Source organism: Flavobacterium hercynium (assembly GCF_002217285.1).
Lineage (GTDB): Bacteria > Bacteroidota > Bacteroidia > Flavobacteriales > Flavobacteriaceae > Flavobacterium > Flavobacterium hercynium.
In genome coordinates this window covers 1-24346 of the sequence record NZ_MUGW01000012.1, presented here as the reverse complement: position 1 = coordinate 24346, position 24346 = coordinate 1, and the positions used below count along the sequence as shown (strand labels likewise).

Here is a 24346-nt window from a genome sequence, read left to right as displayed (position 1 = left end):
AATGAACATAGCAATTATAGGAGCCGGAGCTGGAATTGGGTTACAATCTGTACTTCAAGCGCTTAAAAAAGGACATACTGTTACGGCATTATCCACAAATACAGATCAGATTCCAAATCATCCGAATCTAATTAAAATAAAGGGCAGCGCGACATCACCAGTAGATTTAAAACATGCAATTGAAGGTTGTGATGCTGTACTTATAACCGTTGGGACAAAAAATAAAAAAGCAACTACCCTATTTTCTGATATTGCCACTACGCTTGTAAAAGTTACTGATGAATTAAGCTATTCCGCACCAGTTTTGATAATTACAGGTTTTGGTGCTGGAGAAAGTAAAAATTATTTGAATTTTTTTATGCGAACCGTTATTTCGTTATTCCTTAAAGAACAATATAGCAATAAAACGATAATGGAAGGAATAATTACAAAAAGTAATATTGCATGGGAAATCGTAAGACCCGGAATGCTTACAAACGGAGATGTCAGTTCCGCTTATAAAACAATATCTAAACTAGAAAAAGGAGTCAAAGTTGGTAAAATTTCAAGAGCTGATGTCGCTGATTTTTTAATAAAAGAAGCGGAAAGTCCAAAACTGCTTTACCACTATGTTGCCCTAACTTATTAATGAATAAAAAAAGTAACATCGGTAATGCTGTTACTTTTTTTATAAGAACCTCTAATTAAATTTAGTAGGCGCTACACCAAATTTTTTCTTGAAACTATGAGAAAAATGCGAAAGACTTTCAAAGCCCAAATCGAGGTAAATGGCTGATGGTTTTTGATGCTTGATTTCTATGAGGTATTTAGCCGTATTAAGTCTCTTATCATTCAGCCATTGTCGCGGTGGTAAGCCAAAAGTTTTTTGAAAGTCACGCTTAAAACCTGCTAAGCTACGACCTGTAAGCCTCGCGAATTTTTCAACTGGTATGTTGAAATGAAAATTACTGACCATGAATCGCTCCAGATCTATTTTAAAAGGTTCTGAAAAATCGAATAAAAAGTCACGCAATTCCGGAAGAGCAAGTAATAATAATTTAACTGCTTCTTTAACTTTAAGAATACCCATTTCATCTGTCATACTTGCTCCCGAGTTTCGGGCATAAGGAACAATAGATTGAAAATATCCTTGCAGAAATTCGTTTGAAGGAATTAAAATATTGGGCGGACCGATATATTTTTTATTTGCTTCGAGCTTTTCCTCCAGCACAATTTTGCGCAACAAATCTTCCTGCAAGGATATTACAATTGTTTCATAGTTCGCTCCGGGCAACGGTGTTTTAGTCAGCGTTCCTACTTGGTTTTTTCCAATTAGCAGCATTTCTCCTCCAGTCATCAAAATATTCTGTTCAGAGGTTTCTAAGATAAACTGTCCTGAAACTTGTAATACTAAAGTATGGTGTTTCCAAAAGCATACTTTTTCTCTTCGTTCCGTGGAAAGATAAGAATAGAAAATAACCCCCGGAATAATTTCTGCTGGACTCGTCATTTAGCGTTGTAAGTAAGTGCCGCCTTGTATAGCGCCTATTGCAAAAGTAGTGTTTAAAGTGTTCAATTCTTCCTGCGTAAATAAAATATCCATTGCAGCGATATTTTCTGGCAGGCGCGATCTGCGGCTCATGCTCACTAAGGGCATAATATGATTGCTCTGCTCCTTTACCCAAGCAATCGCAATTTGTGTTGGCGTAAAGCCTTTATCACGGGCTAGTTGTTTTACTACTTCGACTTTTTCCAGGTTATTAATTAAGTTTGCGCCCTGAAAACGAGAGAAATGATTACGGTAATCGTTTTCTGCAAGTGGTGCTTTCAAGTCACCAGTCAATAAGCCTTCAGCAGTATTGGCAAATGCTACTATTCCAATACCTAATTCCTTTGCTGTTGGGAGCAGTTCATTTTCGATTTGGCGATCAGCGAGTGAATAGCCAATCTCCAGCGCGCTTATAGGATAAATGCTGTTCGCTTTACGAAGTTGCTCAGCTGTAATTTCTGACACGCCAATATTGCGTACTTTTCCTTCCTTAACAAGCTCTGCAACAGTACCTATGATATCTTCTACAGGTACACTGTCATCCATTCGGCTAGGCTGGTATAAATCAATAGTTTCGATACCTAAGCGAGTAAGAGAATAGTTTACAAAATTTTTAATGGCAACGGGACGAAGATCCAGTCCAATCCACTGACCATTATGAAAAATGGCTCCAAATTTTACGCTTATGAAAGCATCATCGCGCCTACCTTTAATTGCTTTCCCAATGAGCATTTCGTTATGACCGGCACCATAAAAGTCTCCGGTATTTAAAAAATTAATACCACTATCCAAAGCTTCATGGATGGTAGCAATACTTTCTGTTTCGTCTGGAGTTGAACCACCCCATATAGAAGACATACGCATACAGCCTAGACCTAGATTGGATACGAACGGGCCATTTTGACCCAACTGAATTTGTTTGATGTTTTTCATAGTACAAAGATCAAACTTCAACCTACTTTGCAGTTGTTTCTAAAGCTCAAATAATTTGTCTGTGTAGCTCATACGAAGTTTACAATTAAATCATAGCAGATCAAATTGACGAAAGAATTGCATAAAAAAGAATTTGATAATAGTGAATGTATTCAGCTTGTTAACTCATTAATCATTCCCTTAAAAATAAAACCATGAAAAGGTAAAACAGAATACCAATATATTTTACCCCATATTCCCCTAGGTTTAAAGGTTGCTGCTTGGTATAATGTGTTATTAAAAATTTTAAATTCTAGCCATGCTTCGCCGGGCAGTTTCATTTCGGCATATAAAATTAATTTTCCTTGCTCCTTATTGGCATATACCACGCGCCAAAAATCAAGAACATCTCCTGCATGAATTTCATGTTTGCTTGTTCTTCCGCGTCTGGCGCCTACGCCTCCAAAAATCTTATCAATAAAGCCACGAAGACTCCATAGCCAGTCTCCATAGTACCATCCGGTTTCTCCACCGATAGACCAGATTTTAGAAATGGTAGAATTCCTGTCAATAATTTTTCTTTTTCTTCTGTCAATAAAACAATCTTTTTTAGGAACTTTTAGATAATAAGAAACACTCCCTTTAAACTGTCCGCTGATTTGTGAATCTTTCCAGCTTGATGCAACAGCATCTTCGTCTATTTTTATAAGTGCTTTCTGCAATGCCAGCTTGTAACTCATCGGTTTGACATTTAATAAGTCATTAATTCTAGTGTCACAGCAAACAACTTCTACTTTCATACTGCTTACTAATGCCGAAGCCAGTTTAAAAGAAGTAGAAGTAATAAAATACAGCCAGTATGATGATAATTTAGGCGTCATAACCGGAACGATGTAAATATATCTCTTCAGTTTTTTTGCCTCAGCAAATTGTAATAACATTTGTTTGTAGGTAAGAATATCAGGACCGCCAATATCAAAACTTTCGTTATACGCTTTAGGATTTAATAATGATCGAATTAAAAACTCTAAAACATCAGCAATAGCAATTGGCTGACATTTAGTATTAAGCCATTTGGGCGTAATCATTACAGGCAATTTATGAACGAGATCGCGTATAATTTCAAAAGAAGCACTACCCGATCCTACGATAATTCCGGCTCTAAGTGTGGTGGTTGGCGTTTTTCCATTTTTTAAGATTTCCTCTACTGCCTTTCTGGAAGATAAATGTTTAGACAGTGATTTGTCATTGACAATACCGCTTAAATAAATAATTTGCTTTGCGTTTGTTCTGTTTATTTTCTCTTTGAAATAACTGGCAGAAATACGTTCAAGCTCATCATAATTAGCTGCGCCTGACATGGAATGAATAAGATAATAAGCTGCATCTATATCTTCCGGAATTTTTTCTACACTTTGCGGGTCTAAAAAATCAACTTCAATAAGCTGAATGTTTTTTGAAGCTTTATCGGGATAATAAAACCTGTTCTTATCTCTCACACAGCAAATTACTTCATGTCCCTGATCTAGCAATAAAGGTAAAAGTCTTTTGCCAATATATCCTGTAGCGCCTGTTAATAGAATTTTCATGTTTGTTTTGATTACATTTTAAAACTAACTAAGCCATAATCCATTTGAAAAATCTGTCCCGAAATTGATCCAGCTACTTTAGAAATTAAATAATCTGCCATCTGCGCAACTTCCTGAGGTTTTAAATAATTTTTAAGCGGATGACGCTCTATCATATTTTCTTTCATGCGGTCATTTCGTAAAATTGAAGCAGATAATGCTGTTTCGGTTATCGTAGGTGCGATGGCATTAATGCGAATTGTGGGAGCCAGCTCAGCACCTAATGATTTTACAAGCCCTTCTACTCCGCCTTTTGCAACAGCAATACTGGCGTGAAAAGGCATTCCTAATTTTACTGCAACTGTACTGAAAAGAACAATTGACGGGTTTGTTCCTTTTTTTAAAGCTGGGAGATAGTGTTGTATAGCTTTTACTGCTCCAATAACATTAATTTCAAAATCTTTTCTGAAATCATCAATACTCAAACTTAAAATAGGTTTCAGGTTTATAGATCCCGGACAATAAATAAGAGAATCGATACTTTCAATTTCAGGAAGACTGTCATTTAAAACATCTGCCGAATAATGAATTAAATTAGGATGAGAAATTTCAGGCGCCGTCCTGCTAATGTTATAAACCTGCTTGTCTTCTAATTGCTGCAGCAATATTGCACTGCCAATTCCCTTGCTCCCACCAATAATTACTATTTTTTCCATTTTTATAAATTTAAATTATTGTATTGCATTTGAAATATCATATTGATAAGAAATTGATTTTCAATATAAAGATAGTCATTGTTTAACTTTTATCGGATAACATTAAACAAAATAAATCTAATTAAGTACCTTAGCACTATTGCAAACAAAAAATGTTAGTCTAAACAGCTTATTGAGATGAATACAAAACCAAATAACTTTTCTGTCCTGGAACTGGATCGCATAATTGAAATGGCTTGGGAAGACAGAACCACTTTTGATGCCATAAAGTTTCAATTTAATTTATCTGAAGCTGACGTAAAGGCTTTAATGAAAAAAGAACTAAAATTTAGCAGTTACAAACTATGGCGCAAACGTGTTGAGAACTGCAAAACCAAACATGCAGCAAAACGTCCGATAGAAATTGATCGTTTTAAATGTAGCAGACAGCGTGCGATCTCTAACAATAAAATTTCAAAACGAAGATGAAAACAAAATTACATCACTACTTGAAAATTGAATAAGAAGAAAATAAATATTATGTGGTTCAAGCGTGATCTCCGTTTTACAGATCACGAACCTCTTTTTATGGCTCAGCAAGAAAACATACCGTTGCTTTTGGTCTATTTTTTTGAGCCTTCTATAATGGCACTCGATGATTCTGATGTCCGTCACTGGCGATTTGTTTATGAATCTCTAAAAGAAATGCAGTCTAAATTGAAGGCAATTGGGACACAGCTTTTTTATTTTCATAATGAAGTTCTGCCTGTTTTTGAGTATTTATCGAATATTTATGAAATTCAAACTGTTTTTTCACATCAGGAAATTGGCACTAAAATCACATTTGACCGCGATATTGCCATGAAGTCTTTTTTTGACGATCATGCCATTTTATGGAAACAATCGCAGTTGCACGGTGTAATCAGAAAACTGAAATCAAGACAAAACTGGGACGAACGGTGGGAAAAAGTAATGCGGGCAGATCCTAAAATGATTGATTTGAATGCTATTCAATTTGAAAGTTTAGATACCGATTTTTATCTCAATCTAAAAGGAGAAGCATTTTCTAAAGACATTACCCATCACAATGAAAATTTTCAACAAGGCGGTGAATATTGGGCTTGGCGTTATCTAAAAAGTTTTGCCCAAGAAAGACATGTTAATTACAGCAAACACATTTCTAAACCGAGTTTAAGCCGAAAAAGCTGCAGCAGAATTTCGCCTTATTTGACATACGGAAATATTAGTATGCGAATGGTCTATCACTATACCAATCAGTTTTATGAAACATCTCCGAACAAAAAAGCGATGCTTAATTTTGTTTCACGCTTGCATTGGCATTGTCATTTTATGCAAAAATTTGAAAGCGACTGCCGCATTGAATTTAAAAATATAGATCATAGTTTTGATGTATTGGTAAAACCTAAAAATGAAAATTACATCAAAGCATGGCAGGAAGGAATAACAGGTGTTCCTATTGTTGATGCTTGTATGCGATGTTTAGTAAAAACTGGCTTTATCAATTTTAGAATGCGCGCTTTGGTTGTTTCTTTTTTTGTTTTTAATCTCTGGCAGGACTGGCGGGAACTTCACTTTCTGGCAAGACAATTTCTGGATTATGAACCCGGAATTCATTACCCGCAATTACAAATGCAGGCAGGTGTAACCGGCACCGGCACTATTCGAATCTACAATCCCATTAAAAACTCTGAAGAACACGACTCTGAAGGAATTTTTATTAAAAAATGGGTTCCCGAATTGTCTAATATTCCGCCCCACTTACTTCATGAACCCTGGAAATTAGGTTTAATTGATCAGCAGTTATACGAATGCGAAATTGGAAAAGATTATCCGTTTCCGATAGTAGATATTGAAGAGACCCGAAAATATGCCAGTGAAGTTATTTGGAGCATCCGAAAAAAAGGAAAAAGCTTTTGATATAAGGTTTAAATTATTCGATTTTCTTTAAAATCTCCATCCCCTCATCCCAATTGGTATGTCCGGATGAAACATTGATATGACCCGCATTTCCGATATTTATAAATTCACTTCCCCAATTATCAGCAAAGAATTTAGCTCTCTCCAAAGAAACCCATACATCGTCTGCACTTGCCACTACGATTGTTTTAAAATTTATTTTGGCTTGTGGAATTGGTGCAAAACCGGTCGTAGGAAAAGTATATTGAGGAGCTTCAAGGTCACTTGGTGCTACAAGCAAAGCTCCTTTTATTGGTCTGTTATACTTGGTTGCCCAATGCGCAATTGTAGAACAGCCTAAACTGTGTCCAACAAGTACAACCGTGGAAAGATCGAATTCCGAAACTTTTTTGTTGATAGTTGCGATCCAGTCTTCACACGCTGGAGCGTCCCACTCTTGTTGCTCGATTCTGTGAAAATTTTCACCTGAATTCTGAAAATAAGTTTGCCAATGTTCTGGCCCTGAATTACCAAGTCCTGGTACAATTAAATAGTTAATCATTATGTTAGTTTTTATTATAAACGGGAAATTGTTTTCACATTCTTGAAAAATGTAAAAACGATTTGTAATGCTAGAAACAGGTTCTCTTTTTTACTAAACTTGTTTATGATTTTAAAGTAGAGTTCAGAATGATTTAAAAATTCTCTACTATTTGCACAACATAAATTTGTACATCACGGGGTGTAAAAATAATAAAAATAACGAAAACAACACTTTTAATTTATACCACGATTTATGATTAATCAATCTTTTTTTTTCATTCCTGCGATAACGCGCTTTCTATGTGTAAATCCCCATTCTGCTATTTTTTCAGTAAGTCCTTTTAGCGATTCTCCATAATCAGTTATGGAATATTCTACAGCAACCGGAGCTGTATTTAAGACCTTTCGCGAAATCAAATCATTCATTTCTAAATCTTTTAACTCTCTGCTTAGCATTTTACCAGAAATACCAACAACTTCTTTTAATAACTCAGAGAATCGCATCGGACGATAACACAGACAAGCAATAATAGATACTTTCCATCTGCCGTTTAATACATCCATAGTATCATTAATCGCTAAAATAGCCTGTGCGCATTCTTTTATTACTCCATCCTCTGCTTTCATACTGTTCACTTGGTTACTCATTTGTCACTATTACTTTTTATCATTAAGTGACAAATGTACATCTAAACAATATACTTTTACGCAAACATTTATACATAAGATATGGAATTAATAAAAAATCTGGAATGGCGATATGCTGCTAAAAAATATTTAGATAAGGTAGTCGATGATGCAACTATAAATCAAATTGTTGAAGCGATTAACCTCAGCGCTTCTTCTTGCGGAATACAACCTTACCGCTTGTTTGTAATCAGTAACCCTGAAATTAGAAAAAGTTTAGCCGAGGGATCTTTCAATACACAAATAGAGCATTCCTCTCATTTATTGGTTTTTGCAGGAATGAACAGAATTACGTCTGACTATATTACAACTTATGTTGCCATGATGGAACAACAACGTAATATGGAATCAGGTACACTTAAAGGTTTTGAAGATACTTTGATCACTCATTTTTCTACGCAAACTGCTGAACAAAATAGTGTATGGTCAGATAAACAAGCTTATATAGGACTTGGAACTGCTTTAATAGCTGCTGCTGAATTAAAAGTTGACGCAACACCTATGGAAGGATTTGATCCAGCTAAATTTGACAAAATATTAGGCTTGACGGAAAAAGGTTTGCACAGTTCCGTTATATTGTCTTTAGGGTATCGAGATGCTGAAAATGATTATTTAGCGGCAATGAAGAAAACCAGATTATCACTTGACGAATTTTTATTTTATATAAAATAAAAAACATTCAAATGAACTCGAAATAGTGTAGTCATCAATTTGAAGATTACTTCACTTTTTGATTTTATTAAATAACTGGACTTGGAGAAATCCTTGTCCAGTTTTATTTTATTTTTCAATAAAAATAAGCAATATCATTGAACGACGTCACTAATTTTATATTACGGGATTATCTGTTCCTTTCTTAATAGCGCAAACAACTCAAAAAAGGAATCTTTTGTACTTTTATAAATAGAAAATCCCAGATTTCTGCTTTTAGACATATCTGTCATAACCTCTAAGGGACGTCCAAGATCAAGATCTGTATGCCATGCCGATGCTAACTTATTTAAATCATTTTCTATCAATTGATTCTCTTTTACAATCTCTGTCCAAATGGATTGTTTTTTAGTTAATGATGCTTCAAGTGGTTTAATTGTTCCACTATAGCCTTCATAGTCAATCTCAAACCATTCGGCTATTTTAGGCCATAACCATTTCCAGCGAAAAACATCACCATTTGTAATATTGAAAGCTTCATTTTGAGCTTTGGTTGTTGTTGCTGACCAAAGGATTTGTTCTGCCAAAATTTTAGCATCCGTAACATCTGAAAGTCCGTTCCATTGTGCTTCTGATCCTGGCCAGATCAAAGGAAGTCCTTCTTTTTTACAGATACTTGCATAAACAGCCAATGTGGTTCCCATGTTCATTGCGTTCCCAATGGTTTTACCAATAACTGTATGCGGTCTGTGTACATTCCATGTAAATCCGTCTCTTGCTGCTGCTTTATAAACTTCATCTTCCTGAGCATAATAAAAATTAGGTAAATCTAATCGTGGCATTTCTTCTCTTAATGGAGTTTCCGGAAGTGTTCCCGACTTTGCATAGGCGTCAAATGGCCCAAGATAATGTTTTAAACCCGTAACCAAAGAAACGTGCTGAACTGTTTTTTTTAAAGATAAAACATTCAGTAAGTTTCGAATCATAGCACTGTTAATTCTAATATTTTCTTCTTCAGTGTCATTTCGCATCCAAGTAGTGAAGAAAACATGAGTAGGTGAAATATTCTCTAATGCTTTGGTTAGAGACTCTTCATCGAGTAAATCGGCAGCAATTGGAAGTAATCCTTCGATATCCTTTTTTTGATTTCTTGAAAGTCCAAAAACGGTCCATTGTTTTTCCAGAAGTTTTAAAGCGAGATTACTTCCGGTTATTCCTGTTGCTCCTACTACTAAAGCAATATTGCCCGTTGTATTTGGTTTAATTAATTGTTGAGAATCCATATCATATAAGTTTTCTACAAAATTAACTCTAAAACCAAACTCATAAAGATGACATAGAACAAGAAAACCGATTGATCTAAATCAATTATTTCTCTCCAAGTGTTGCATTCTTTTTAAGGCGACTGAGCGTTTCTGCAGAAAGACCAAGGTATGATGCTAATAAATTCTGGGGAACACGCTTTATCAAATCTGGATTGTTTTTTAAAATGTGCTGGTATTTTTCTTCTGCATTATGAGTATTAGAGCTGATTAATCTTCGCTCTTTTGTAATCAAACTATTTTGAAAAAGCAATCTAAAATAGCGGTCCATAATAGGGACTTTTAGCATTAATTCTTCAAATTCCTTATTGCTAATGACAAGAATATCGGAGTCCTCCATTGCATCAATACTGTAAAATGAAACTTCATCACTAAAAAAACTATTCATATCAGAAGTCCACCAACCTTCAGGTGCAAATTGGTTGATGTGCTCATTCCCTTTTTCATCGACATTATACGCTTTTAAAAGACCTTTGGAAACAAATGTCAGATAAATACAAGGATGACCTTCAACAACCAAAAACTGTCTTTTTTTTAGTTTTTTAGGCGTAAAAAAAGACTTTATCAGTTCCTTTTCGGACTCATTCAACTGAACCTTTTTTTCAAGATGTTCGAAAAATATATCGTACATAGAATTATAATTTCTTTTTAAGATTTACAAGCTATTACAAAGGTATCCTTTTTAGAGCTACTATCTTTTTCGGCAAAAAAAATTACAGTACTTTAATTTGAATTAGTTTTTTAACTTCTTAAGATAAGGCAGAATATGATTCTTAAAAATTATTTCTGGCTGCTGTATTTTTCCGTTTCTGAAATTTCCGGATGTTATGACGACAACTGCGTTTAGACTTGGAACAACAAAAATATATTGGCCACCTGCACCTCTGGCTTCGATAGATGAAACATTTTTTCCATTTACCTGATAATTATGATGCCACCATAAATATCCGTATCCATTTTTGTCTGTTGTGTTTTGTAAAGCAAGGTAATTTTTAAAGGAATCTTCCACCCATTTCTTTGAAAGAATACGTTTCGAATTCCACTTTCCGTTGTTAAGGTATAGCTCTCCAAATTTGATCATGTCTTTTGAAGTCAGGTACATTCCTCCTCCAAAATAAGGATTTCGATTTAAATCACTAAAAATAACATAGTTTGAAATCTCTAATTTTTGAAATAAATAATGATCCATAAACAATTCTAATGGCTCTGAAACGACTGAATCCATAGCAATTCCAAGTAAATACGGATTCGCAGACCCATAATTGGCTTTTGTATTTGGAGTGTTTATCATTGGAGTGTTCAATATTGTCTCTATCCAATCTTTTGACTTTTGATAATTATCTTCAACAGCAGGAGATTTTGGATTAGCATTAATGCCATAATCAATTGCATCTAATCCTGAACTCATCGTTAATAAGCTTTTGATATTAATTTTTGATTTTAAACTATCCTTTTGAACCTGATACTTTGCAGGTAAAAAATCAAAAATAGATTGCTCAACACTTTTGAATAATCCTTTGTCTAATGCAATTCCGGCTATTGCTGATGAAATACTTTTTGATGCAGAACGCATATCGTGTGGAACATTTGCAGTGTAACCTTCAAAATAATTTTCATAAATCAGTTTACCATTTTTTGAAATTAAAACGGAATGTGTATTAGGAAATGAATTGGTTGCAATAAGATTCTCTAATTCGCTTAATTCTGGAATGGTCGTTGCTTTATCTGTTTTGAAACCGCCAATTTTCCAATCTGTAACAGACTTTTTTAAATCGATTTCTGTGATTACATTTTTCCCTAACAATATTTCTAAATGAATTTTATTAGGCAGTAATTTTCCTTTAAATTGTAAACCGGTCTTAAAATCAGAAAATGTTATACTATCATTTTCTTTTTGAAAATTATCGCACCATGTTCCGGTAAAACGATTATCCCCCAAAACTGGGTAAGCTTGATATTCATTTTCTGAACCATTCTCTACACTTAAATAAAAATCTGGTGCTTTTAGTTCGTCTATCATCAAAATATTCCAATCTCCAACAAAAGAATTGTTTCCTGATTTAACTAACTTTAAATGGTAGAGCATTAAACCAGATTTAATAAACCCATTGATTGCTGTACCGTTTTTTGACAAAACACCCTCAAAAGATATATTTTCCGTAAAAGGAATTGTAATGCGATCAAGATTTACTGCATTAAATGGATAATTGATAATACTTCTATTGTTGTAAATTTTGAAAATAGCATTTTCAAATCCTAAATTTTCAATTTCTACTTTTAAATTGAATGTTTTAGCATTTTCGATTTTTCCTTCCCAATTATCGGTATAGTCAGCCATATCCTGTGCGGCGACAGAAAAAGAACAAAGGACGAAGAAAAAGAATAGGATGTTATGAAATCTCATTTTTTAATAGATTTAAAAATATGCTGCGAAGATGAGATTTTTAAGACTGTGAAAATTGTATAAAATTAACATTATCAAGTTTTCCTAAATAATTTTGAAGGAGTTGTGTTGTAAACTTTTTTGAAACTTGAAATAAAATGGCTTTGATCATAAAACCCACATTGATAGCAAATTTCTGTCATTGAAATTGTATTGGAAGCAATTAAGTAAAACGCTTTATTAACTTTTAATAACCTAATGTAATTCCCAAGGCTTGTACCAAAATATCTATTAAATTCCCGGGATAAGTGAATGGGATGAATTCCTAAAAAAGAACTTAAATTATTTAAAGAATAATCAATTTGTTCTTCTAACAAAAGTTCCTGAAGCTTGTTTACCCAATCCGGTTTTTTATCACTAATTTTTTTATTTTCTTTAATCGTACTGAAAAGCTCAATCATTAAAGATTCAATAGATAGATTTGAATATGAATCATTCATTTTGGATTCAATAAACACTTTGTTCATCAAGTTTTTAGTCACAGGACTTTTCAGGTTTATACTTCCTTCAAAATCTGTTAGCTGAATGTCATAATTGGAAAACCAATTTTCATTGAGTTCAATATGAAATCCTCTCGCAAATCCAGGAGGTTTTATATTGTAATGGGCATCTTGCCAATTGTGAAATAATAAGCTTCCGGGCTCTAAGTAATATGACTCTTTTTTGTTAGATTCAAAAAGTTTGCCTTGAAGCAGATAGGTAAAATAAGGATTTTCATGATAATGCCAATCTACTTTACTGTGCGTATATTCAGTATCTGTTATAATGATATTATCAAAAAGTGATTTTTGGTAATTTGTTCCGTAAAATTCTCCTTTTTTTAGTTGATCCATTTATTCTTTTAGATTTTATCCACAGCTTCAGAAACTATTTTTTCTTCCTTTTTCGATACTCCCCAAAAATAATCCAAAAACCTATTAAGAAGAAAAACATACCCAAAAATCCAAAAAATAATGGGTCAATCGAAAAGACGTACATACCGTTTATTTCTGCTTTCTCCGGATTAGTTGGATCATAGAAAACTTTAACCTTGCTTCCTTCGATATTATTGAACGATTTTTTTTCTACACAGGAAGTAAATTCTACTTGCTGCCTCGATTTGGTAACAAACGAAATATAAGGATAATAGACTGTTCCATTTTTGCTTGCTGCAGGTATGAATTTAGTAATTGTACCATTTGTTTCATTCGCATTTTCAAAAAAAGAATATCTGGTACTATATAGATAAAATGTTATTAGTAAAAAAGCTAAACCAGGCAAAAAGCAAATGTAAGTAGCAGCTAGAAATTTTCTCTTCATAATTTAATTATCTATTTTTCAACTGAAATAAGCAACATCATGGGACGACGTAACTCGTCTGTCATTTCGGGAATACTTTTCAGCATTTCTTCGCTTGGCATAGGTTCATTGACTTCGATTATTTTAAAGCCTTGTTTTATAAGTTCATTCAAGTAAGTGCTTATCGTTCGATGGTATTTTACAACATGTTCTCCTAAAAAAGAGGTATTTCTTTGTGCTTCTAAAAAGTAGTGATCAACACTCCAATACAACTTATTTCCATCTTCATCGTAAACCCAATCCTGAGAACCTTCTGCTGTAAAAATAGGATGCTCAACAGAAAATACAAACCGGCCATTTGGTTTAAGCCAATTGTATACATTACGAATAAGAACATCATATTCTTGCACATAATGAAAAGTCAGAGAACTTATTATAACATCAAACGTTTCAGTGGCGAATTCGACATCTTCAAGTGCATTTTGTTGGTATTTTATATTCTCCAATTGATTAATTTCTGCGGCTTTTTGAAGCATTTTTTTCAGAAATATCAATACCAATTGCAGACTGAGCACCATTTTCGATCGCATACCTGCAATGCCATCCGTAGCCACATCCTAAATCAAGCACTTTCTTTCCGGCAAAATCGGGTAACATTTGTTTTAATACATGCCATTCTCCTGCACCTTCAAGTCCTTTTTGGGAACGGCTCATTTTTTCATACTGCTCAAAAAACGAAACCTCATCATATTTATTTTCTTTCATTATTTCTTTATCGTAAATAGTATCACACAAAAATAATTTAAAAAAAAATATAACAGTGTACGGAATCAATAAAACAAGCAGTTACAATTCTCTCGATTTTCTACACAAACCAATCTTGCAACTAACTATTTTAATATCGTCATTCTAAAAATTTATTTTTAATTTAGATATAACACACAGTTATTTAATTTGTTAGGAGAATTTCACGAAAAACCGAGTATTATGAAAAAAACGGATTATGAGTTATTATTGAAAACGATTGGAAGTCCGAAAGAATATTCAGATGGGCTGTATTTAGTTTATATTGAACTTTATAAAACAACTAAAACTTTCAAAAAAATAATTTCAAAGCATTGTACAATACTATCTGAATTAGAGTTTGGTTATATCTGTGAAGTAAACATGCAGGGAATTCCGGAGATCGCACGTTCATTAGCATTAAAAAATCATGCTATTTACCAAATTGTGAGACTAGGGAAGATTACAAAGTAATTTTAATTAATATATTAAATAATTAGTCATAAAAAATACGGGGTTTTGAAAATAAGGGTGTTAAATATACCTAAAACGTCGATGTAGAACATTAAACTTTTCTAATACCAAGCATATTCCTTACATTTACTTTTTAAACATCATTATGGATATTACTGCAACATCAGTAGATAAAGAATCTCCTCTAAATCAGTTAATTCGTTTTTTTAATGGCTATTTTGCTCTTGATGAGAAGGAATGTAAAGAAGTGGTTCGATTATTCTCTCAAAGAAATATCAGACGCAGAGGTTATGTCCTGCAGGAAGGTGACACCTGCCGTCATTATTTCTTTATTGTTTCAGGTTGCTTTAAAATGTTTGCAGTAGATCCTTCAGGAAAAGAACATAATCTTCAATTTGCCTCTGAAAATGAATGGATAAGCGATCTTCATAGTTTTTATTCACAAGAACCGAGTCGCATGTATATCGAGGCTATAGAACCTTCTATCATACTTCAGATACAACATGATGATCTTTTATACTTATTTATTCATTATCATAAATTCGACCGCAATTTCAGGATTATTACCGAACATAAATATATAAATTTTCAGAATCGCATCTTGCAAAATATCAGTTCTACAGCCGAGGAACGCTACATTAGCTTTACAAAACAATACCCTGAGCTCCTCAATAGAATACCTAATACACAAATTGCTTCTTATTTGGGAATAACACCTGAATTCCTAAGTAAAATCAGAAAAAATATTGTGATTGAGCATTAATTTTTCGATTATATAAAGCATAAAATTATTATTCATTTTGAATAATAAGGTCTTTAAAAAATCCTTCGGTGCCAATGTCTACAAATAAACCAATTGCTCCCTTAGCTCCATACCCAAGTTTAAGATCATTTACAATCAAAGAAGGCTGTTTCCGGCCGTCTATATATAGTTTCGCCTGCTTTCCCTTAACTGCAATTTTAATGACAATCCATTTATTAAGTTCCATATCTTCATACGATTCATAAACTCCCGGAGCGGTTTTTCTGCTGTCAGTAAATTTAAAATCAGGATATGCAAAATATTGCGTAGAGCGATTTCTGCGAAGCTGATCCTCTGCCATTGCGTTTGCAGGTCTTAAGTAGATTGCTTCAAATTTTGAATTATCTTGATTGATGTGAAATGCTATGCCTATAAAACCGCGAGCATGCGAAGGAGCACTTCTTAGTATTTTACTCAACACCTTTACCTCGATAACACCCTCACTAAATTCAATGTTATTAATTCTGGAGAATGTAGCTTCATCATCAAGAAGGATAGTAGAATCTTTAACCACTCGTACTGCTTTGCTTCCGTGTATCTTACTCTGCGAAACGTAACTTCCAACTTCTTTGAGGTTTTCGTCGGTTAACTTTACCTTCTGTGCAAAAACAAACGAATTTAAGAACAACATCAGAATCGTATATTTAAAAATTTCCATCATCTTGTTTATTTAAGAGTATAATTTAATGCTGCAAAAAATAATTTACAGCGGGCCAGGCAACAGACCATTTTTCAAAAAAAGCACCGTGCCCTGCACCAGGAATAACACTAAGCTGACCCATAGTAATAGATTTAGAAGCATGACTAGCATTTTCTACGGAGATAAAATTATCATGATCCCCAACCATTATTAAAACAGGACATTTGATAGTACTAAATAATTTTTTGTCAGCCACAAGTTTTGTATTGAATTCATCCTGAACGCGAGTGAAAAGTTCTCCAAGTTTTTTTGGCTCCGGCATCAAAGCTAATTGCTGATCCCAAAAAGGTTTATCAAGTACCAAAGCCTGCTCTATAGTGATGGCATTGGGTGAATCTCCCGGATGCCTCTCTCCTGCCCCAATAACAACTAATTTTTTAACTTTATCAGAATAAATACTTGCAAGCATAAATCCGGTATATCCTCCATCACTAAAGCCAATTACGGTAACACTGTCTTTTGTCACTGCATTTAATATGGTTGCTGCATCTTTTGCTTTTAGCTGATAAGTGTGGGGTTGGCTTCCCATTTCTGATTTTCCATGCCCTCTTGTAGAAATTGCTATCACTTTATGATTTACTTTAAGACTATCAATAAAATGATACATCTCAAAAGTAGATCCAAATATTCCTCCATGCAGCACCAAAACAGGTTCTCCACTACCATAAATTTCATAATAAATTTTTGCATCTCCAGATGTTATATAATGTCCGGCTGTCGGATTATTGCCATAAGGAATCGTATTTTTTGGAGCAGGAATAGTCTGAAGTGCATATCTCATCACTTTTTGCTGCTCTTGAGAATATAGGACTGAAGAAAAAATTAGAACTACGGATAAAATGATTTTTTTCATATAATCGAACTTATACTGGAAATATATTGCTAGGACTTTCCTCTTGGATAAAATAGTTTAATAAAACCCTTAAATTAGTTTAAGGGTTTTTCATTATTAATACCCTGGTTTTTTATAAAGACTTTCTTTGTTTGGGCTTATTTCTTTATCATAAACCTCCTGTATCCAAAGATCTTCAGTCACTTCTGCTATAGCAATTGAAATTGCTTCTTCAGGTTTGCCTGTGTGCTTTATAATTACATTAGTAATTTCTTGTGCAATTTTTTCTTTTTGTTCTTCAGAACTTCCGGGATACATTTTTACAATTACGTGTGGCATGTTTTTTATTTTATGTTTAATTTTACTTGCAGGTCTAAGTAATAATCTGCCATACAAAATTGAAGTAAATTTAGTAGTGCCACCTATAAACATCTTTAAGAAATATTCTTAATCTAGTTTAATAATTCTAGTTATAATACATTAAGCTGATACACTTTTAACTCCGGTATATTTAAATATTTTCAATATTCAATTTACTGCTATAAAGGCAAAAAGGTTAAATACAATATAATTTATTCTTTGCTAATGTGCTTTCGATTAATAATTTCCGCTAAAACAGTAATTATTTTAGATGCGCAATATTAAAATAATTAAACACTATTATCCAGCATTTTTGCTTAACCTTGTAAGAAATAAAACATTACCTATATATAACAACCTTACTATCAGTGCTATTTTTAACCAAAAAAACAAAACCACATAAACCTATATTATGCTAAAAATCCTTTGCTTAGTACTTTTTACTTCTTCTACTTTTTATGCGCAGAATAGCTCAATTGACTGGCTGAATAAAAATGTAATTGCCTTAAAGTCTGACTCCTCCAATGATTTCAGTGATCTGAAATTTTTATCAAAAGTGCTAAAAGACAAGCATATTGTTGGTCTTGGAGAAGCTTCACATGGTACACACGAATTTTATTTACAGAAATCACGCATTATTGAATATCTGATTAAAGAAGAAAATTATAAAACATTAGCATTAGAAGCGACGTCTGCAAGTATCGAATCGCTTAACAAATTTATTCTAAATGGTGATGGAGATATAAAAACAATGCTAAAATCTATGGGACTTTATAATTCAAAAGAAATGTACGACTTATGTGTATGGATTATGAATTACAATAAGACCAAAACAAATAATGATAAATTCAGACTTGTTGGTATTGATCACGAAGATTATTGGGCAGATCCTTATACAAGAGATAAACTAATGGCAGAAAACTTTATTGCACAAAATTCGATTAGTCATCGTAAAACCATTATTTGGTCTCATAATCTGCACATAGCAAAAGATACCACAATGGCTGAATTTAAAGCTTTAGGATATTACATTAATCAGGAATTTGGCAATAAATTTTATGCAATTGGTTTTGACACGTACAAAGGAAATGTAAATGTTCTGGATAATGAAGGGCAATTGGAAAAACATGACTTTGAAGGAAGTGAAGGAACTTTTTCCAGCTTATTTGCTAAAGTCAAATATCAATTGTTTTTTATTGATTTTACAATAGCGAACAATCCTCTGAAAAATGAAGTTAACAAAATCACGAATCTGTATTCGAATTGGAAAACACCAACTCCTCTACCTGTAAAATTAGGATCTGATTTTGATGGGCTTATTTTTATAAGAAAAACTACTGCTTCAATTGGTTTAGAATAACATACAAGTAACGAATCAAAAATCCGTTACTAAAAAACAGGCAGTTCTTAATACAACTAAAAACATAAAAAAGGGGGAAAGTTTTTTCTTTCCCCCTTATTCTTAATTATTCAAAAAATGAAACGTATTATTTACTGCCTTTAATTCGTTTCCACTAAATTCAACATCAATAATGGCTGCTTTTCTTGGAGAAACTTCTGAGCTGCTAAAATGCGTATGCAAGACATAATGCATCTTTTGATCTTTATCAAAGAAGATATCACCATGACCGATTCCGTTTTGATTGGTGTTTTTTCTACTAATGATCGGACTGTTTTTTGATTTCTCCCAAGGTCCTAAAGGACTTTTACTTGTGGCGTAACCCACTGCGTAATCAATACTTCTAAAATCATTTGCTGTGTAAATCAGATAATACAATCCGTTGTGTTTAACAACTGTTGGTCCTTCTGTAACGGGCCAATTGGTATTTTCCGTATTTTCCCAAGGCAATGTTCCAGAGATACATTCGGTTAACGTTTCTTGTTTAATACTTTGAAGATCGTCATTTATTTCGGCAACAAAAATTCGGTTTCCGTTGGTAAGTCGAACGTAATACAAGTATTTTTTACCGTTATCATCAATAAAAACAAAAGGATCGATCTGATTTCCGGTTTTGATAATTGGTTCTTTTGTTACACTTTTAAATGGCCCCAACGGACTATCACTAACTGCTGTTGCAATGTTTTCATTGGCAGTGTAAATCATATAAAATTTATCTTTATAGGCAATAACCTGCGGTGCCCAAAATCCTTTATCTCCAAATGAATCTCCTTTTTTTAAGGCCAATCCATTTTGTGCTCCAACTGGTCCGTTCCAGGCTTTTAAATCAGGTGATGTATAAACCTGAAAACCTTCACCATTTACATTTCCTGTTGTCGTTCCATATAAGTAATATGTTCCTTTATCATGAAAAATGGTAGGATCAGCCAATAAAATAGTATTTACTTTAGCCTGAGCTTTAGTTTCTGCCTCTTTTACCGGAGCTCCTGCTTTTTCCTGTGAACACGCCACCAAAAAGCAGAATGATGTTACTACGATTGCTATTTTTTTCATTAGTTTTAGTTTTTACTATATAATATTCTAATCGCATTAGACAAACTTTTGCGATTAGTGTTTAAATTTTACAATTCACATCACAACTCACAACTCACAATTCAAAGATTATTTTGACGAAAACTGATAAAAAGAAACAGTGTGGTATTTTTGTCCTGGTTTTAAAACTATAGATGCAAATTTTGGCTGATTTGGTGCATCCGGAAAATGTTGTGTTTCCAGAGCAAATGCCGTTCTAAAATCATCTTTTGAACCTGATTTAAACGTATTTTTTGACTGCATGAAATTACCGCTGTAAAACTGTAATCCCGGTTCTTGTGTATAAACATCCATCGTAATTCCGGATTTATCTCCAGTAATCGTTGCAGCATGATTTAATCCGTTTTTCTTTGTTCCGTTTAAAGCATAATTATGATCGTAACCTTTTCCAAATTTTAATTGGTCGTCTTTCGTTTCAATTCTTTCTCCAATCGTATGTTTCGATGTAAAATCAAATGGTGTGTTTTTTACTGATTTTAATGCACCCAGCGGAATCAATCCTTCATCAACCGGAGTATATTCGTTTGCATAAATCTGTAATTCATGACCTAAAATAGTACCGCTTCCTTCTCCGTTTAAGTTAAAAAAGGCATGATTGGTTAAATTAACAACTGTCGTTTTATCCGTTGTCGCTTCGTATTCCATTTTTATTGCATTTTCAGCTGTAATAGAGTATGTTACTTTTACCGTTAAATTCCCGGGAAAACCTTGTTCACCATCTGGAGAAACATAACTAAAAACCAATGTATTTTCATCTGTTTTGGTAACATCCCAAACTACATCCTGAAAACCTTTTACACCACCATGCAAAGCATTTTTTCCGTTATTAAGCGGTACTTGATATTGTTTTCCTTCTAATGTAAATTTTCCTTTTGCGATTCGGTTTCCAACTCTTCCAATGGTAGCGCCAAAATAAGGTTCTGTTGCCGTTTTAAATCCCTTTGCACTGTGCATTCCAACGACAACATCAGTAGGCTTTCCGTTTTTATCAGCAACCCAAAGTCCTGCCAATCTTCCGCCATAATTAGTAAAAGCAGCTTTGATATCTTTATTTCCTATCCAATACAAATTGACTTTTTTACCGTCGATAATAGTATCGAAGTTTTTAGCTTCTAAAGCAGTTTCTACTGAATCTGTTTTTATTTCAGCAGTTTCTTTTGTTGCTGCATCTTCTTTTTTACTGTCTTTACAATTAAATTGAAAAAGTGCCAGCATTACAACTACAGCGATCTGAATGTTTTTCATTTTTATGTTATTTTGAGAAACAAAGTATTTGGCAGCATCAATTGAACCAAGCTACTGTCCTTCTCTGGTTATGGTTTTATATTTTCTATTTTGATGGAATTGCCAATTTAGTGTCTTCACTTACCGGTTCTCCTAAAACAGGGAAGCCGTTTGCATCCCAATCAATTTTTTGCATTCTTGGTGACCTTTTATTCCCACATCCTTCTCCCGGATTTGAATTCGCATGGTATAAAATCCAATCTTCTTTTCCGTCAGGAGATTTAAAGAAAGAGTTGTGTCCCGGTGCGTAAACTTTGGTTTTATCGGATTGTTTGAATATCGGTTCCGGCACTTTTTTCCAAGCCGAAGCATCTAATAAATTATCTCCTCCATTAAAAGTTAATAAGCCTAAAGAATAAAAATCTGTCCAACAGCCACTTGCTGAAAACACAATGAAAATTTTGCCATTTCTGGACAAAAACTGTGGGCCTTCGTTTACATTAACCTGAGCCGGATTTACATCATCGTGCAATGCTCCATGAGTTTCCCAATTGTTTGTTGGTGCAGAAATCATAACCCTGTCTCCTTCTATTTCAAGCGGGTTTTTCATTTTAGCAATGTAGATATTTTGCTGACCGTTGGTATCGCCTTCCCATCCTGCCCAAATCATGTACAGTTGTTTTTTATATTCAAAAACATTTCCATCAATAGCCCATTTGTCTGTCTTTGCTGCTATTTTTCCTTTAAATTCAAATTTACCTTTAAACGGATCTGATGCTTTATTTTCTAAAACATACATTCTGTGTTTATTGTTATCACCATCATCTGCAGCAAAATATACATACCATTTTCCGTTAATGATATGAAATTCCGGTGCCCAGATTTCTGACGAATAATCCGTTCCTTTTGGTGCCTCCCAAATAACTTTGCTCTCAGCATTTTTTAGATCAGAAAGGTCTTTTGTTTTCCAAAGTACCAGACGATTCTGCAAGGTATGCGTGTAATAATAATATCCTTTGTAGTACGTACTATACGGATCTGCACCCGATGGTAAAATAGGATTGGTGAATGTTTTTTGCTGCGAATATCCAGCTGAAACAATCATGAATAAAAAGAGGATTAAATATTTTCTCATTATAAATTTTGTGTTGTATATTTTTTATTGTTGCGCGTACTATTTTTGATTTAATGCCTCAATAACTTCTGTGTTGATTTTATTTACAGCTTTAAAGTCCATTTTGTCCACTTTTCGATCGTACGTCATAAAACCGTTTACTTCTCCTTCAACATCTGTAGTCTGCGTGTAAACTGCCGCTGAGAATCCTGTTTTGACATAACTTTTCAGAATTTCTGCGTATTTAATGTATTCCGCTGTTACTTCGCTTTCATTTTTAAATTTAACGTACCCCCAATTGTCGTTTGCTCTCCATAAATGTCCTTCAAGCGGAAGCCCTATTCCTCCGTATTCACCTAAAACGGTTACTCTTCTCGCATCATACAAATACATATTTGGTCCCGGGTAATGGTGTAAATCTAAAATATCTCCGGTCTGAAAATGATTTCCTCCACTTGATGAATTGGTTAATCGGCTTGGATCGTGATTTTTTGTCCATTCCGTTATTTCCACCGTTTTAAATTGTCCCCACGCTTCGTTAAACGGAACCCAGACTACGATACTTGGATAGGAATACAAGTGATCCATAATCTCTGCCCACTCTTTTTTGTAGATTTGTTCTGATTTTGCAGTACGCTGCAATTCTGTTCCTTCAAAGTATTTTTTGTCTTGCCAGATTGGCTGCTCATCTCCGCTTGGCATATCCTGCCAAACTAAGATCCCAAGTTGATCGCAATGTGTATACCAGCGTTCCGGTTCTACTTTTACGTGTTTACGAATCATATTAAAACCCAATTCTTTTGTTTTAATAATATCGTATTTCAATGCTTCATCTGTTGGAGCCGTATACAATCCGTCAGGCCACCAGCCTTGATCTAATGGACCAAACTGAAAATAATCTTTGTTATTTAACTGCATTCTCATGATTCCGTTTTCATCTCTTTTTGATGAAATTTTTCGCATGGCAAAGTAACTTTTTACCTCATCAACAACTTTATTTTTGCTGATCAAACGAACTTTTGTCTGGTATAAAAACGGGCTTTCAGGAGACCATAATTTAGGTGAACTTAAAACGATATCATTGCTTTCTCCTACAACAGCTTTTTCTTTGGCAATTTCTTTTCCTCCGTCATACACGACTATTTCTACGAAATCTCCTGTCTCTGCTCCTTTTACATCGGCTTTGATCGTGATGGTATTTTGATCAATATTTGGAGTGGTTTTTAATGCTGTAATGTTTTTAGCGTTTACAGGTTCAATCCAAACGGTTTGCCAGATTCCGGTAACAGGTGTGTACCAAATTCCTTCCGGCTTATTGACTTGTTTTCCTCTTGGCTGTGTTCCATCGTTTGAAGGATCCCAAACTTTAACTACTAACTTTTGATTTTTTCCTTTTTGAATAAATGGCGTAATATCAAACGAAAATGGTGTATATCCGCCTGTATGTGACCCTACTTTTATGTCGTTTATAAAAACTTCTGTTTTCCAGTCTACAGCACCAAAATGAAGCAGTATGTTTTTTCCGCTCCAATTCGATTCAATTGAAAAATTGGTTTCATACCAAAGTTCCTTTTTAGATCCAACTTCTTTCATCACGCCGGACAAGCTTGATTCTACTGCAAACGGAACTAAAATTTGCCCATCATATTTTGAAGGTGCTACTTTGCCAAATTCCTGAATAGCATAATTCCATAAGCCATTTAGGTTCTTCCATTGACCGCGCTCCATAATAGGACGGGGATATTCTGGTAACACTTTGCCCGCATCAACCTGCGTCGCCCATTTTGTTTTGATTTTGTCTCCTTGAGGTTTCCATTGTCCATGAATCAGACAGCTTAAAAAAAGCGCTACTAAAACAGTTATTTTTTTATTCATCTTATCTCGTTTTTTGCAATTATTTTCAAAAACTATTGCTGTTTATTTTCTTCTTTACCAGATAAATTACCAGACTATAGGCACATAGTCTGGCAATTTCAATCACTAACTCCCACTAACCATTTCTTTTTAATTGTGAATTGTAAA

General features: G+C 33.9%; 27 protein-coding genes. 7 read left to right on the top strand and 20 right to left on the bottom strand.

Annotated features, from left to right (window positions below; genetic code table 11):
- Window position 1 precedes the first annotated feature (1 nt).
- Window positions 2–628, top strand: a complete 627-nt coding sequence (locus tag B0A66_RS05795; RefSeq protein ID WP_089048913.1) for an NAD(P)-dependent oxidoreductase — start codon at window positions 2–4, stop codon at window positions 626–628.
- Window positions 629–679: 51 nt separating this feature from the next.
- On the opposite strand, the gene B0A66_RS05790 is transcribed toward B0A66_RS05795, so the two are convergent.
- From B0A66_RS05790 to B0A66_RS05775, 4 genes are all read right to left on the bottom strand, one after another.
- The gene (locus B0A66_RS05790) at window positions 680–1489 is read right to left on the bottom strand and encodes a helix-turn-helix domain-containing protein (RefSeq protein ID WP_089048912.1); all 810 of its coding nucleotides are present in this window, start codon (window positions 1487–1489) and stop codon (window positions 680–682) included.
- Window positions 1490–2461 (bottom strand): aldo/keto reductase, encoded by a 972-nt coding sequence (locus B0A66_RS05785; protein WP_089048911.1) that lies wholly within the window; start codon window positions 2459–2461, stop codon window positions 1490–1492.
- A gap of 152 nt (window positions 2462–2613) precedes the next feature.
- Window positions 2614–4029, bottom strand: coding sequence for an SDR family oxidoreductase (locus B0A66_RS05780; RefSeq protein ID WP_089048910.1), 1416 nt, complete (start codon window positions 4027–4029; stop codon window positions 2614–2616).
- Between the two features lie 11 nt (window positions 4030–4040).
- On the bottom strand, window positions 4041–4724 hold the full coding sequence (locus B0A66_RS05775; protein ID WP_089048909.1) for an SDR family NAD(P)-dependent oxidoreductase: 684 nt from the start codon (window positions 4722–4724) through the stop codon (window positions 4041–4043).
- A gap of 177 nt (window positions 4725–4901) precedes the next feature.
- On the opposite strand from B0A66_RS05775, the gene B0A66_RS05770 reads away from it, so the two are divergent.
- The gene (locus tag B0A66_RS05770) at window positions 4902–5192 is read left to right on the top strand and encodes a TIGR03643 family protein (protein WP_089048908.1); all 291 of its coding nucleotides are present in this window, start codon (window positions 4902–4904) and stop codon (window positions 5190–5192) included.
- Between the two features lie 51 nt (window positions 5193–5243).
- Window positions 5244–6641, top strand: a complete 1398-nt coding sequence (locus B0A66_RS05765) for a cryptochrome/deoxyribodipyrimidine photo-lyase family protein (protein WP_244283398.1) — start codon at window positions 5244–5246, stop codon at window positions 6639–6641.
- 13 nt (window positions 6642–6654) lie between these two features.
- Here B0A66_RS05765 and B0A66_RS05760 read toward each other — a convergent pair whose 3' ends face one another.
- Both B0A66_RS05760 and B0A66_RS05755 read right to left on the bottom strand, forming a co-directional pair.
- Window positions 6655–7182 carry an RBBP9/YdeN family alpha/beta hydrolase gene (locus B0A66_RS05760; protein ID WP_089048906.1) on the bottom strand — a complete coding sequence of 176 codons (528 nt, stop codon included), beginning with the start codon at window positions 7180–7182 and terminating at the stop codon, window positions 6655–6657.
- A 242-nt stretch (window positions 7183–7424) separates the two neighbouring features.
- A complete protein-coding gene (locus B0A66_RS05755; protein ID WP_244283397.1) occupies window positions 7425–7811 on the bottom strand; it encodes a winged helix-turn-helix transcriptional regulator in 387 nt (128 codons plus the stop codon).
- A gap of 81 nt (window positions 7812–7892) precedes the next feature.
- On the opposite strand from B0A66_RS05755, the gene B0A66_RS05750 reads away from it, so the two are divergent.
- Window positions 7893–8522, top strand: coding sequence for an NAD(P)H-dependent oxidoreductase (locus B0A66_RS05750; RefSeq protein WP_089048905.1), 630 nt, complete (start codon window positions 7893–7895; stop codon window positions 8520–8522).
- Between the two features lie 161 nt (window positions 8523–8683).
- Here B0A66_RS05750 and B0A66_RS05745 read toward each other — a convergent pair whose 3' ends face one another.
- The 7 genes from B0A66_RS05745 to B0A66_RS23280 form a co-directional block, all read right to left on the bottom strand.
- The gene (locus B0A66_RS05745) at window positions 8684–9784 is read right to left on the bottom strand and encodes an SDR family oxidoreductase (protein ID WP_089048904.1); all 1101 of its coding nucleotides are present in this window, start codon (window positions 9782–9784) and stop codon (window positions 8684–8686) included.
- A gap of 85 nt (window positions 9785–9869) precedes the next feature.
- Window positions 9870–10454 carry a Crp/Fnr family transcriptional regulator gene (locus B0A66_RS05740; protein WP_089048903.1) on the bottom strand — a complete coding sequence of 195 codons (585 nt, stop codon included), beginning with the start codon at window positions 10452–10454 and terminating at the stop codon, window positions 9870–9872.
- Between the two features lie 102 nt (window positions 10455–10556).
- Window positions 10557–12227 (bottom strand): serine hydrolase domain-containing protein, encoded by a 1671-nt coding sequence (locus B0A66_RS05735; RefSeq protein WP_089048902.1) that lies wholly within the window; start codon window positions 12225–12227, stop codon window positions 10557–10559.
- A gap of 74 nt (window positions 12228–12301) precedes the next feature.
- A complete protein-coding gene (locus tag B0A66_RS05730) occupies window positions 12302–13099 on the bottom strand; it encodes a helix-turn-helix transcriptional regulator (RefSeq protein WP_089048901.1) in 798 nt (265 codons plus the stop codon).
- Window positions 13100–13133: 34 nt separating this feature from the next.
- Complete coding sequence (locus B0A66_RS05725) at window positions 13134–13565, bottom strand: DUF3592 domain-containing protein (protein WP_089048900.1); 432 nt, start codon at window positions 13563–13565, stop codon at window positions 13134–13136.
- 11 nt (window positions 13566–13576) lie between these two features.
- On the bottom strand, window positions 13577–14080 hold the full coding sequence (locus tag B0A66_RS05720) for a class I SAM-dependent methyltransferase (RefSeq protein ID WP_430408014.1): 504 nt from the start codon (window positions 14078–14080) through the stop codon (window positions 13577–13579).
- Window positions 14055–14309, bottom strand: a complete 255-nt coding sequence (locus B0A66_RS23280; protein WP_430408015.1) for a class I SAM-dependent methyltransferase — start codon at window positions 14307–14309, stop codon at window positions 14055–14057. Before B0A66_RS23280 ends, B0A66_RS05720 begins: the two co-directional genes overlap by 26 nt.
- A gap of 222 nt (window positions 14310–14531) precedes the next feature.
- Between B0A66_RS23280 and B0A66_RS05715 the strand changes: the two genes are divergently transcribed.
- Entirely contained in the window at window positions 14532–14801 is a 270-nt protein-coding gene (locus B0A66_RS05715) for a hypothetical protein (protein ID WP_123868219.1), read from the top strand.
- Window positions 14802–14946: 145 nt separating this feature from the next.
- On the top strand, window positions 14947–15564 hold the full coding sequence (locus tag B0A66_RS05710; RefSeq protein WP_089048898.1) for a Crp/Fnr family transcriptional regulator: 618 nt from the start codon (window positions 14947–14949) through the stop codon (window positions 15562–15564).
- Window positions 15565–15592: 28 nt separating this feature from the next.
- On the opposite strand, the gene B0A66_RS05705 is transcribed toward B0A66_RS05710, so the two are convergent.
- The 3 genes from B0A66_RS05705 to B0A66_RS05695 form a co-directional block, all read right to left on the bottom strand.
- On the bottom strand, window positions 15593–16264 hold the full coding sequence (locus B0A66_RS05705) for a hypothetical protein (RefSeq protein ID WP_208862572.1): 672 nt from the start codon (window positions 16262–16264) through the stop codon (window positions 15593–15595).
- A gap of 22 nt (window positions 16265–16286) precedes the next feature.
- On the bottom strand, window positions 16287–17156 hold the full coding sequence (locus B0A66_RS05700; RefSeq protein ID WP_089048897.1) for an alpha/beta fold hydrolase: 870 nt from the start codon (window positions 17154–17156) through the stop codon (window positions 16287–16289).
- A 96-nt stretch (window positions 17157–17252) separates the two neighbouring features.
- Entirely contained in the window at window positions 17253–17474 is a 222-nt protein-coding gene (locus B0A66_RS05695; protein WP_089049014.1) for a tautomerase family protein, read from the bottom strand.
- Window positions 17475–17907: 433 nt separating this feature from the next.
- Here B0A66_RS05695 and B0A66_RS05690 point away from each other — a divergent pair, with 433 nt between their 5' ends.
- On the top strand, window positions 17908–18855 hold the full coding sequence (locus B0A66_RS05690) for an erythromycin esterase family protein (protein WP_089048896.1): 948 nt from the start codon (window positions 17908–17910) through the stop codon (window positions 18853–18855).
- 102 nt (window positions 18856–18957) lie between these two features.
- On the opposite strand, the gene B0A66_RS05685 is transcribed toward B0A66_RS05690, so the two are convergent.
- The 4 genes from B0A66_RS05685 to B0A66_RS05670 form a co-directional block, all read right to left on the bottom strand.
- Window positions 18958–19947 (bottom strand): glycoside hydrolase family 43 protein, encoded by a 990-nt coding sequence (locus B0A66_RS05685; RefSeq protein ID WP_089048895.1) that lies wholly within the window; start codon window positions 19945–19947, stop codon window positions 18958–18960.
- 108 nt (window positions 19948–20055) lie between these two features.
- Complete coding sequence (locus B0A66_RS05680) at window positions 20056–21231, bottom strand: aldose epimerase family protein (protein WP_089048894.1); 1176 nt, start codon at window positions 21229–21231, stop codon at window positions 20056–20058.
- Between the two features lie 85 nt (window positions 21232–21316).
- Window positions 21317–22345, bottom strand: a complete 1029-nt coding sequence (locus B0A66_RS05675; RefSeq protein ID WP_089048893.1) for a glycoside hydrolase family 43 protein — start codon at window positions 22343–22345, stop codon at window positions 21317–21319.
- Between the two features lie 39 nt (window positions 22346–22384).
- Window positions 22385–24199, bottom strand: a complete 1815-nt coding sequence (locus tag B0A66_RS05670; protein WP_089048892.1) for a glycoside hydrolase family 2 protein — start codon at window positions 24197–24199, stop codon at window positions 22385–22387.
- Window positions 24200–24346 lie beyond the last annotated feature (147 nt).

Bases quoted from the DNA above. Each gene is read 5' to 3' on its own strand.
- B0A66_RS05795 (WP_089048913.1), top strand. From the start codon at position 2: ATGAACATAGCAATTATAGGAGCCGGAGCTGGAATTGGGTTACAATCT.
- B0A66_RS05790 (WP_089048912.1), bottom strand. From the start codon at position 1,489: ATGACGAGTCCAGCAGAAATTATTCCGGGGGTTATTTTCTATTCTTAT.
- B0A66_RS05785 (WP_089048911.1), bottom strand. From the start codon at position 2,461: ATGAAAAACATCAAACAAATTCAGTTGGGTCAAAATGGCCCGTTCGTA.
- B0A66_RS05780 (WP_089048910.1), bottom strand. From the start codon at position 4,029: ATGAAAATTCTATTAACAGGCGCTACAGGATATATTGGCAAAAGACTT.
- B0A66_RS05775 (WP_089048909.1), bottom strand. From the start codon at position 4,724: ATGGAAAAAATAGTAATTATTGGTGGGAGCAAGGGAATTGGCAGTGCA.
- B0A66_RS05770 (WP_089048908.1), top strand. From the start codon at position 4,902: ATGAATACAAAACCAAATAACTTTTCTGTCCTGGAACTGGATCGCATA.
- B0A66_RS05765 (WP_244283398.1), top strand. From the start codon at position 5,244: ATGTGGTTCAAGCGTGATCTCCGTTTTACAGATCACGAACCTCTTTTT.
- B0A66_RS05760 (WP_089048906.1), bottom strand. From the start codon at position 7,182: ATGATTAACTATTTAATTGTACCAGGACTTGGTAATTCAGGGCCAGAA.
- B0A66_RS05755 (WP_244283397.1), bottom strand. From the start codon at position 7,811: ATGAGTAACCAAGTGAACAGTATGAAAGCAGAGGATGGAGTAATAAAA.
- B0A66_RS05750 (WP_089048905.1), top strand. From the start codon at position 7,893: ATGGAATTAATAAAAAATCTGGAATGGCGATATGCTGCTAAAAAATAT.
- B0A66_RS05745 (WP_089048904.1), bottom strand. From the start codon at position 9,784: ATGGATTCTCAACAATTAATTAAACCAAATACAACGGGCAATATTGCT.
- B0A66_RS05740 (WP_089048903.1), bottom strand. From the start codon at position 10,454: ATGTACGATATATTTTTCGAACATCTTGAAAAAAAGGTTCAGTTGAAT.
- B0A66_RS05735 (WP_089048902.1), bottom strand. From the start codon at position 12,227: ATGAGATTTCATAACATCCTATTCTTTTTCTTCGTCCTTTGTTCTTTT.
- B0A66_RS05730 (WP_089048901.1), bottom strand. From the start codon at position 13,099: ATGGATCAACTAAAAAAAGGAGAATTTTACGGAACAAATTACCAAAAA.
- B0A66_RS05725 (WP_089048900.1), bottom strand. From the start codon at position 13,565: ATGAAGAGAAAATTTCTAGCTGCTACTTACATTTGCTTTTTGCCTGGT.
- B0A66_RS05720 (WP_430408014.1), bottom strand. From the start codon at position 14,080: ATGCTTCAAAAAGCCGCAGAAATTAATCAATTGGAGAATATAAAATAC.
- B0A66_RS23280 (WP_430408015.1), bottom strand. From the start codon at position 14,309: ATGAAAGAAAATAAATATGATGAGGTTTCGTTTTTTGAGCAGTATGAA.
- B0A66_RS05715 (WP_123868219.1), top strand. From the start codon at position 14,532: ATGAAAAAAACGGATTATGAGTTATTATTGAAAACGATTGGAAGTCCG.
- B0A66_RS05710 (WP_089048898.1), top strand. From the start codon at position 14,947: ATGGATATTACTGCAACATCAGTAGATAAAGAATCTCCTCTAAATCAG.
- B0A66_RS05705 (WP_208862572.1), bottom strand. From the start codon at position 16,264: ATGATGGAAATTTTTAAATATACGATTCTGATGTTGTTCTTAAATTCG.
- B0A66_RS05700 (WP_089048897.1), bottom strand. From the start codon at position 17,156: ATGAAAAAAATCATTTTATCCGTAGTTCTAATTTTTTCTTCAGTCCTA.
- B0A66_RS05695 (WP_089049014.1), bottom strand. From the start codon at position 17,474: ATGCCACACGTAATTGTAAAAATGTATCCCGGAAGTTCTGAAGAACAA.
- B0A66_RS05690 (WP_089048896.1), top strand. From the start codon at position 17,908: ATGCTAAAAATCCTTTGCTTAGTACTTTTTACTTCTTCTACTTTTTAT.
- B0A66_RS05685 (WP_089048895.1), bottom strand. From the start codon at position 19,947: ATGAAAAAAATAGCAATCGTAGTAACATCATTCTGCTTTTTGGTGGCG.
- B0A66_RS05680 (WP_089048894.1), bottom strand. From the start codon at position 21,231: ATGAAAAACATTCAGATCGCTGTAGTTGTAATGCTGGCACTTTTTCAA.
- B0A66_RS05675 (WP_089048893.1), bottom strand. From the start codon at position 22,345: ATGAGAAAATATTTAATCCTCTTTTTATTCATGATTGTTTCAGCTGGA.
- B0A66_RS05670 (WP_089048892.1), bottom strand. From the start codon at position 24,199: ATGAATAAAAAAATAACTGTTTTAGTAGCGCTTTTTTTAAGCTGTCTG.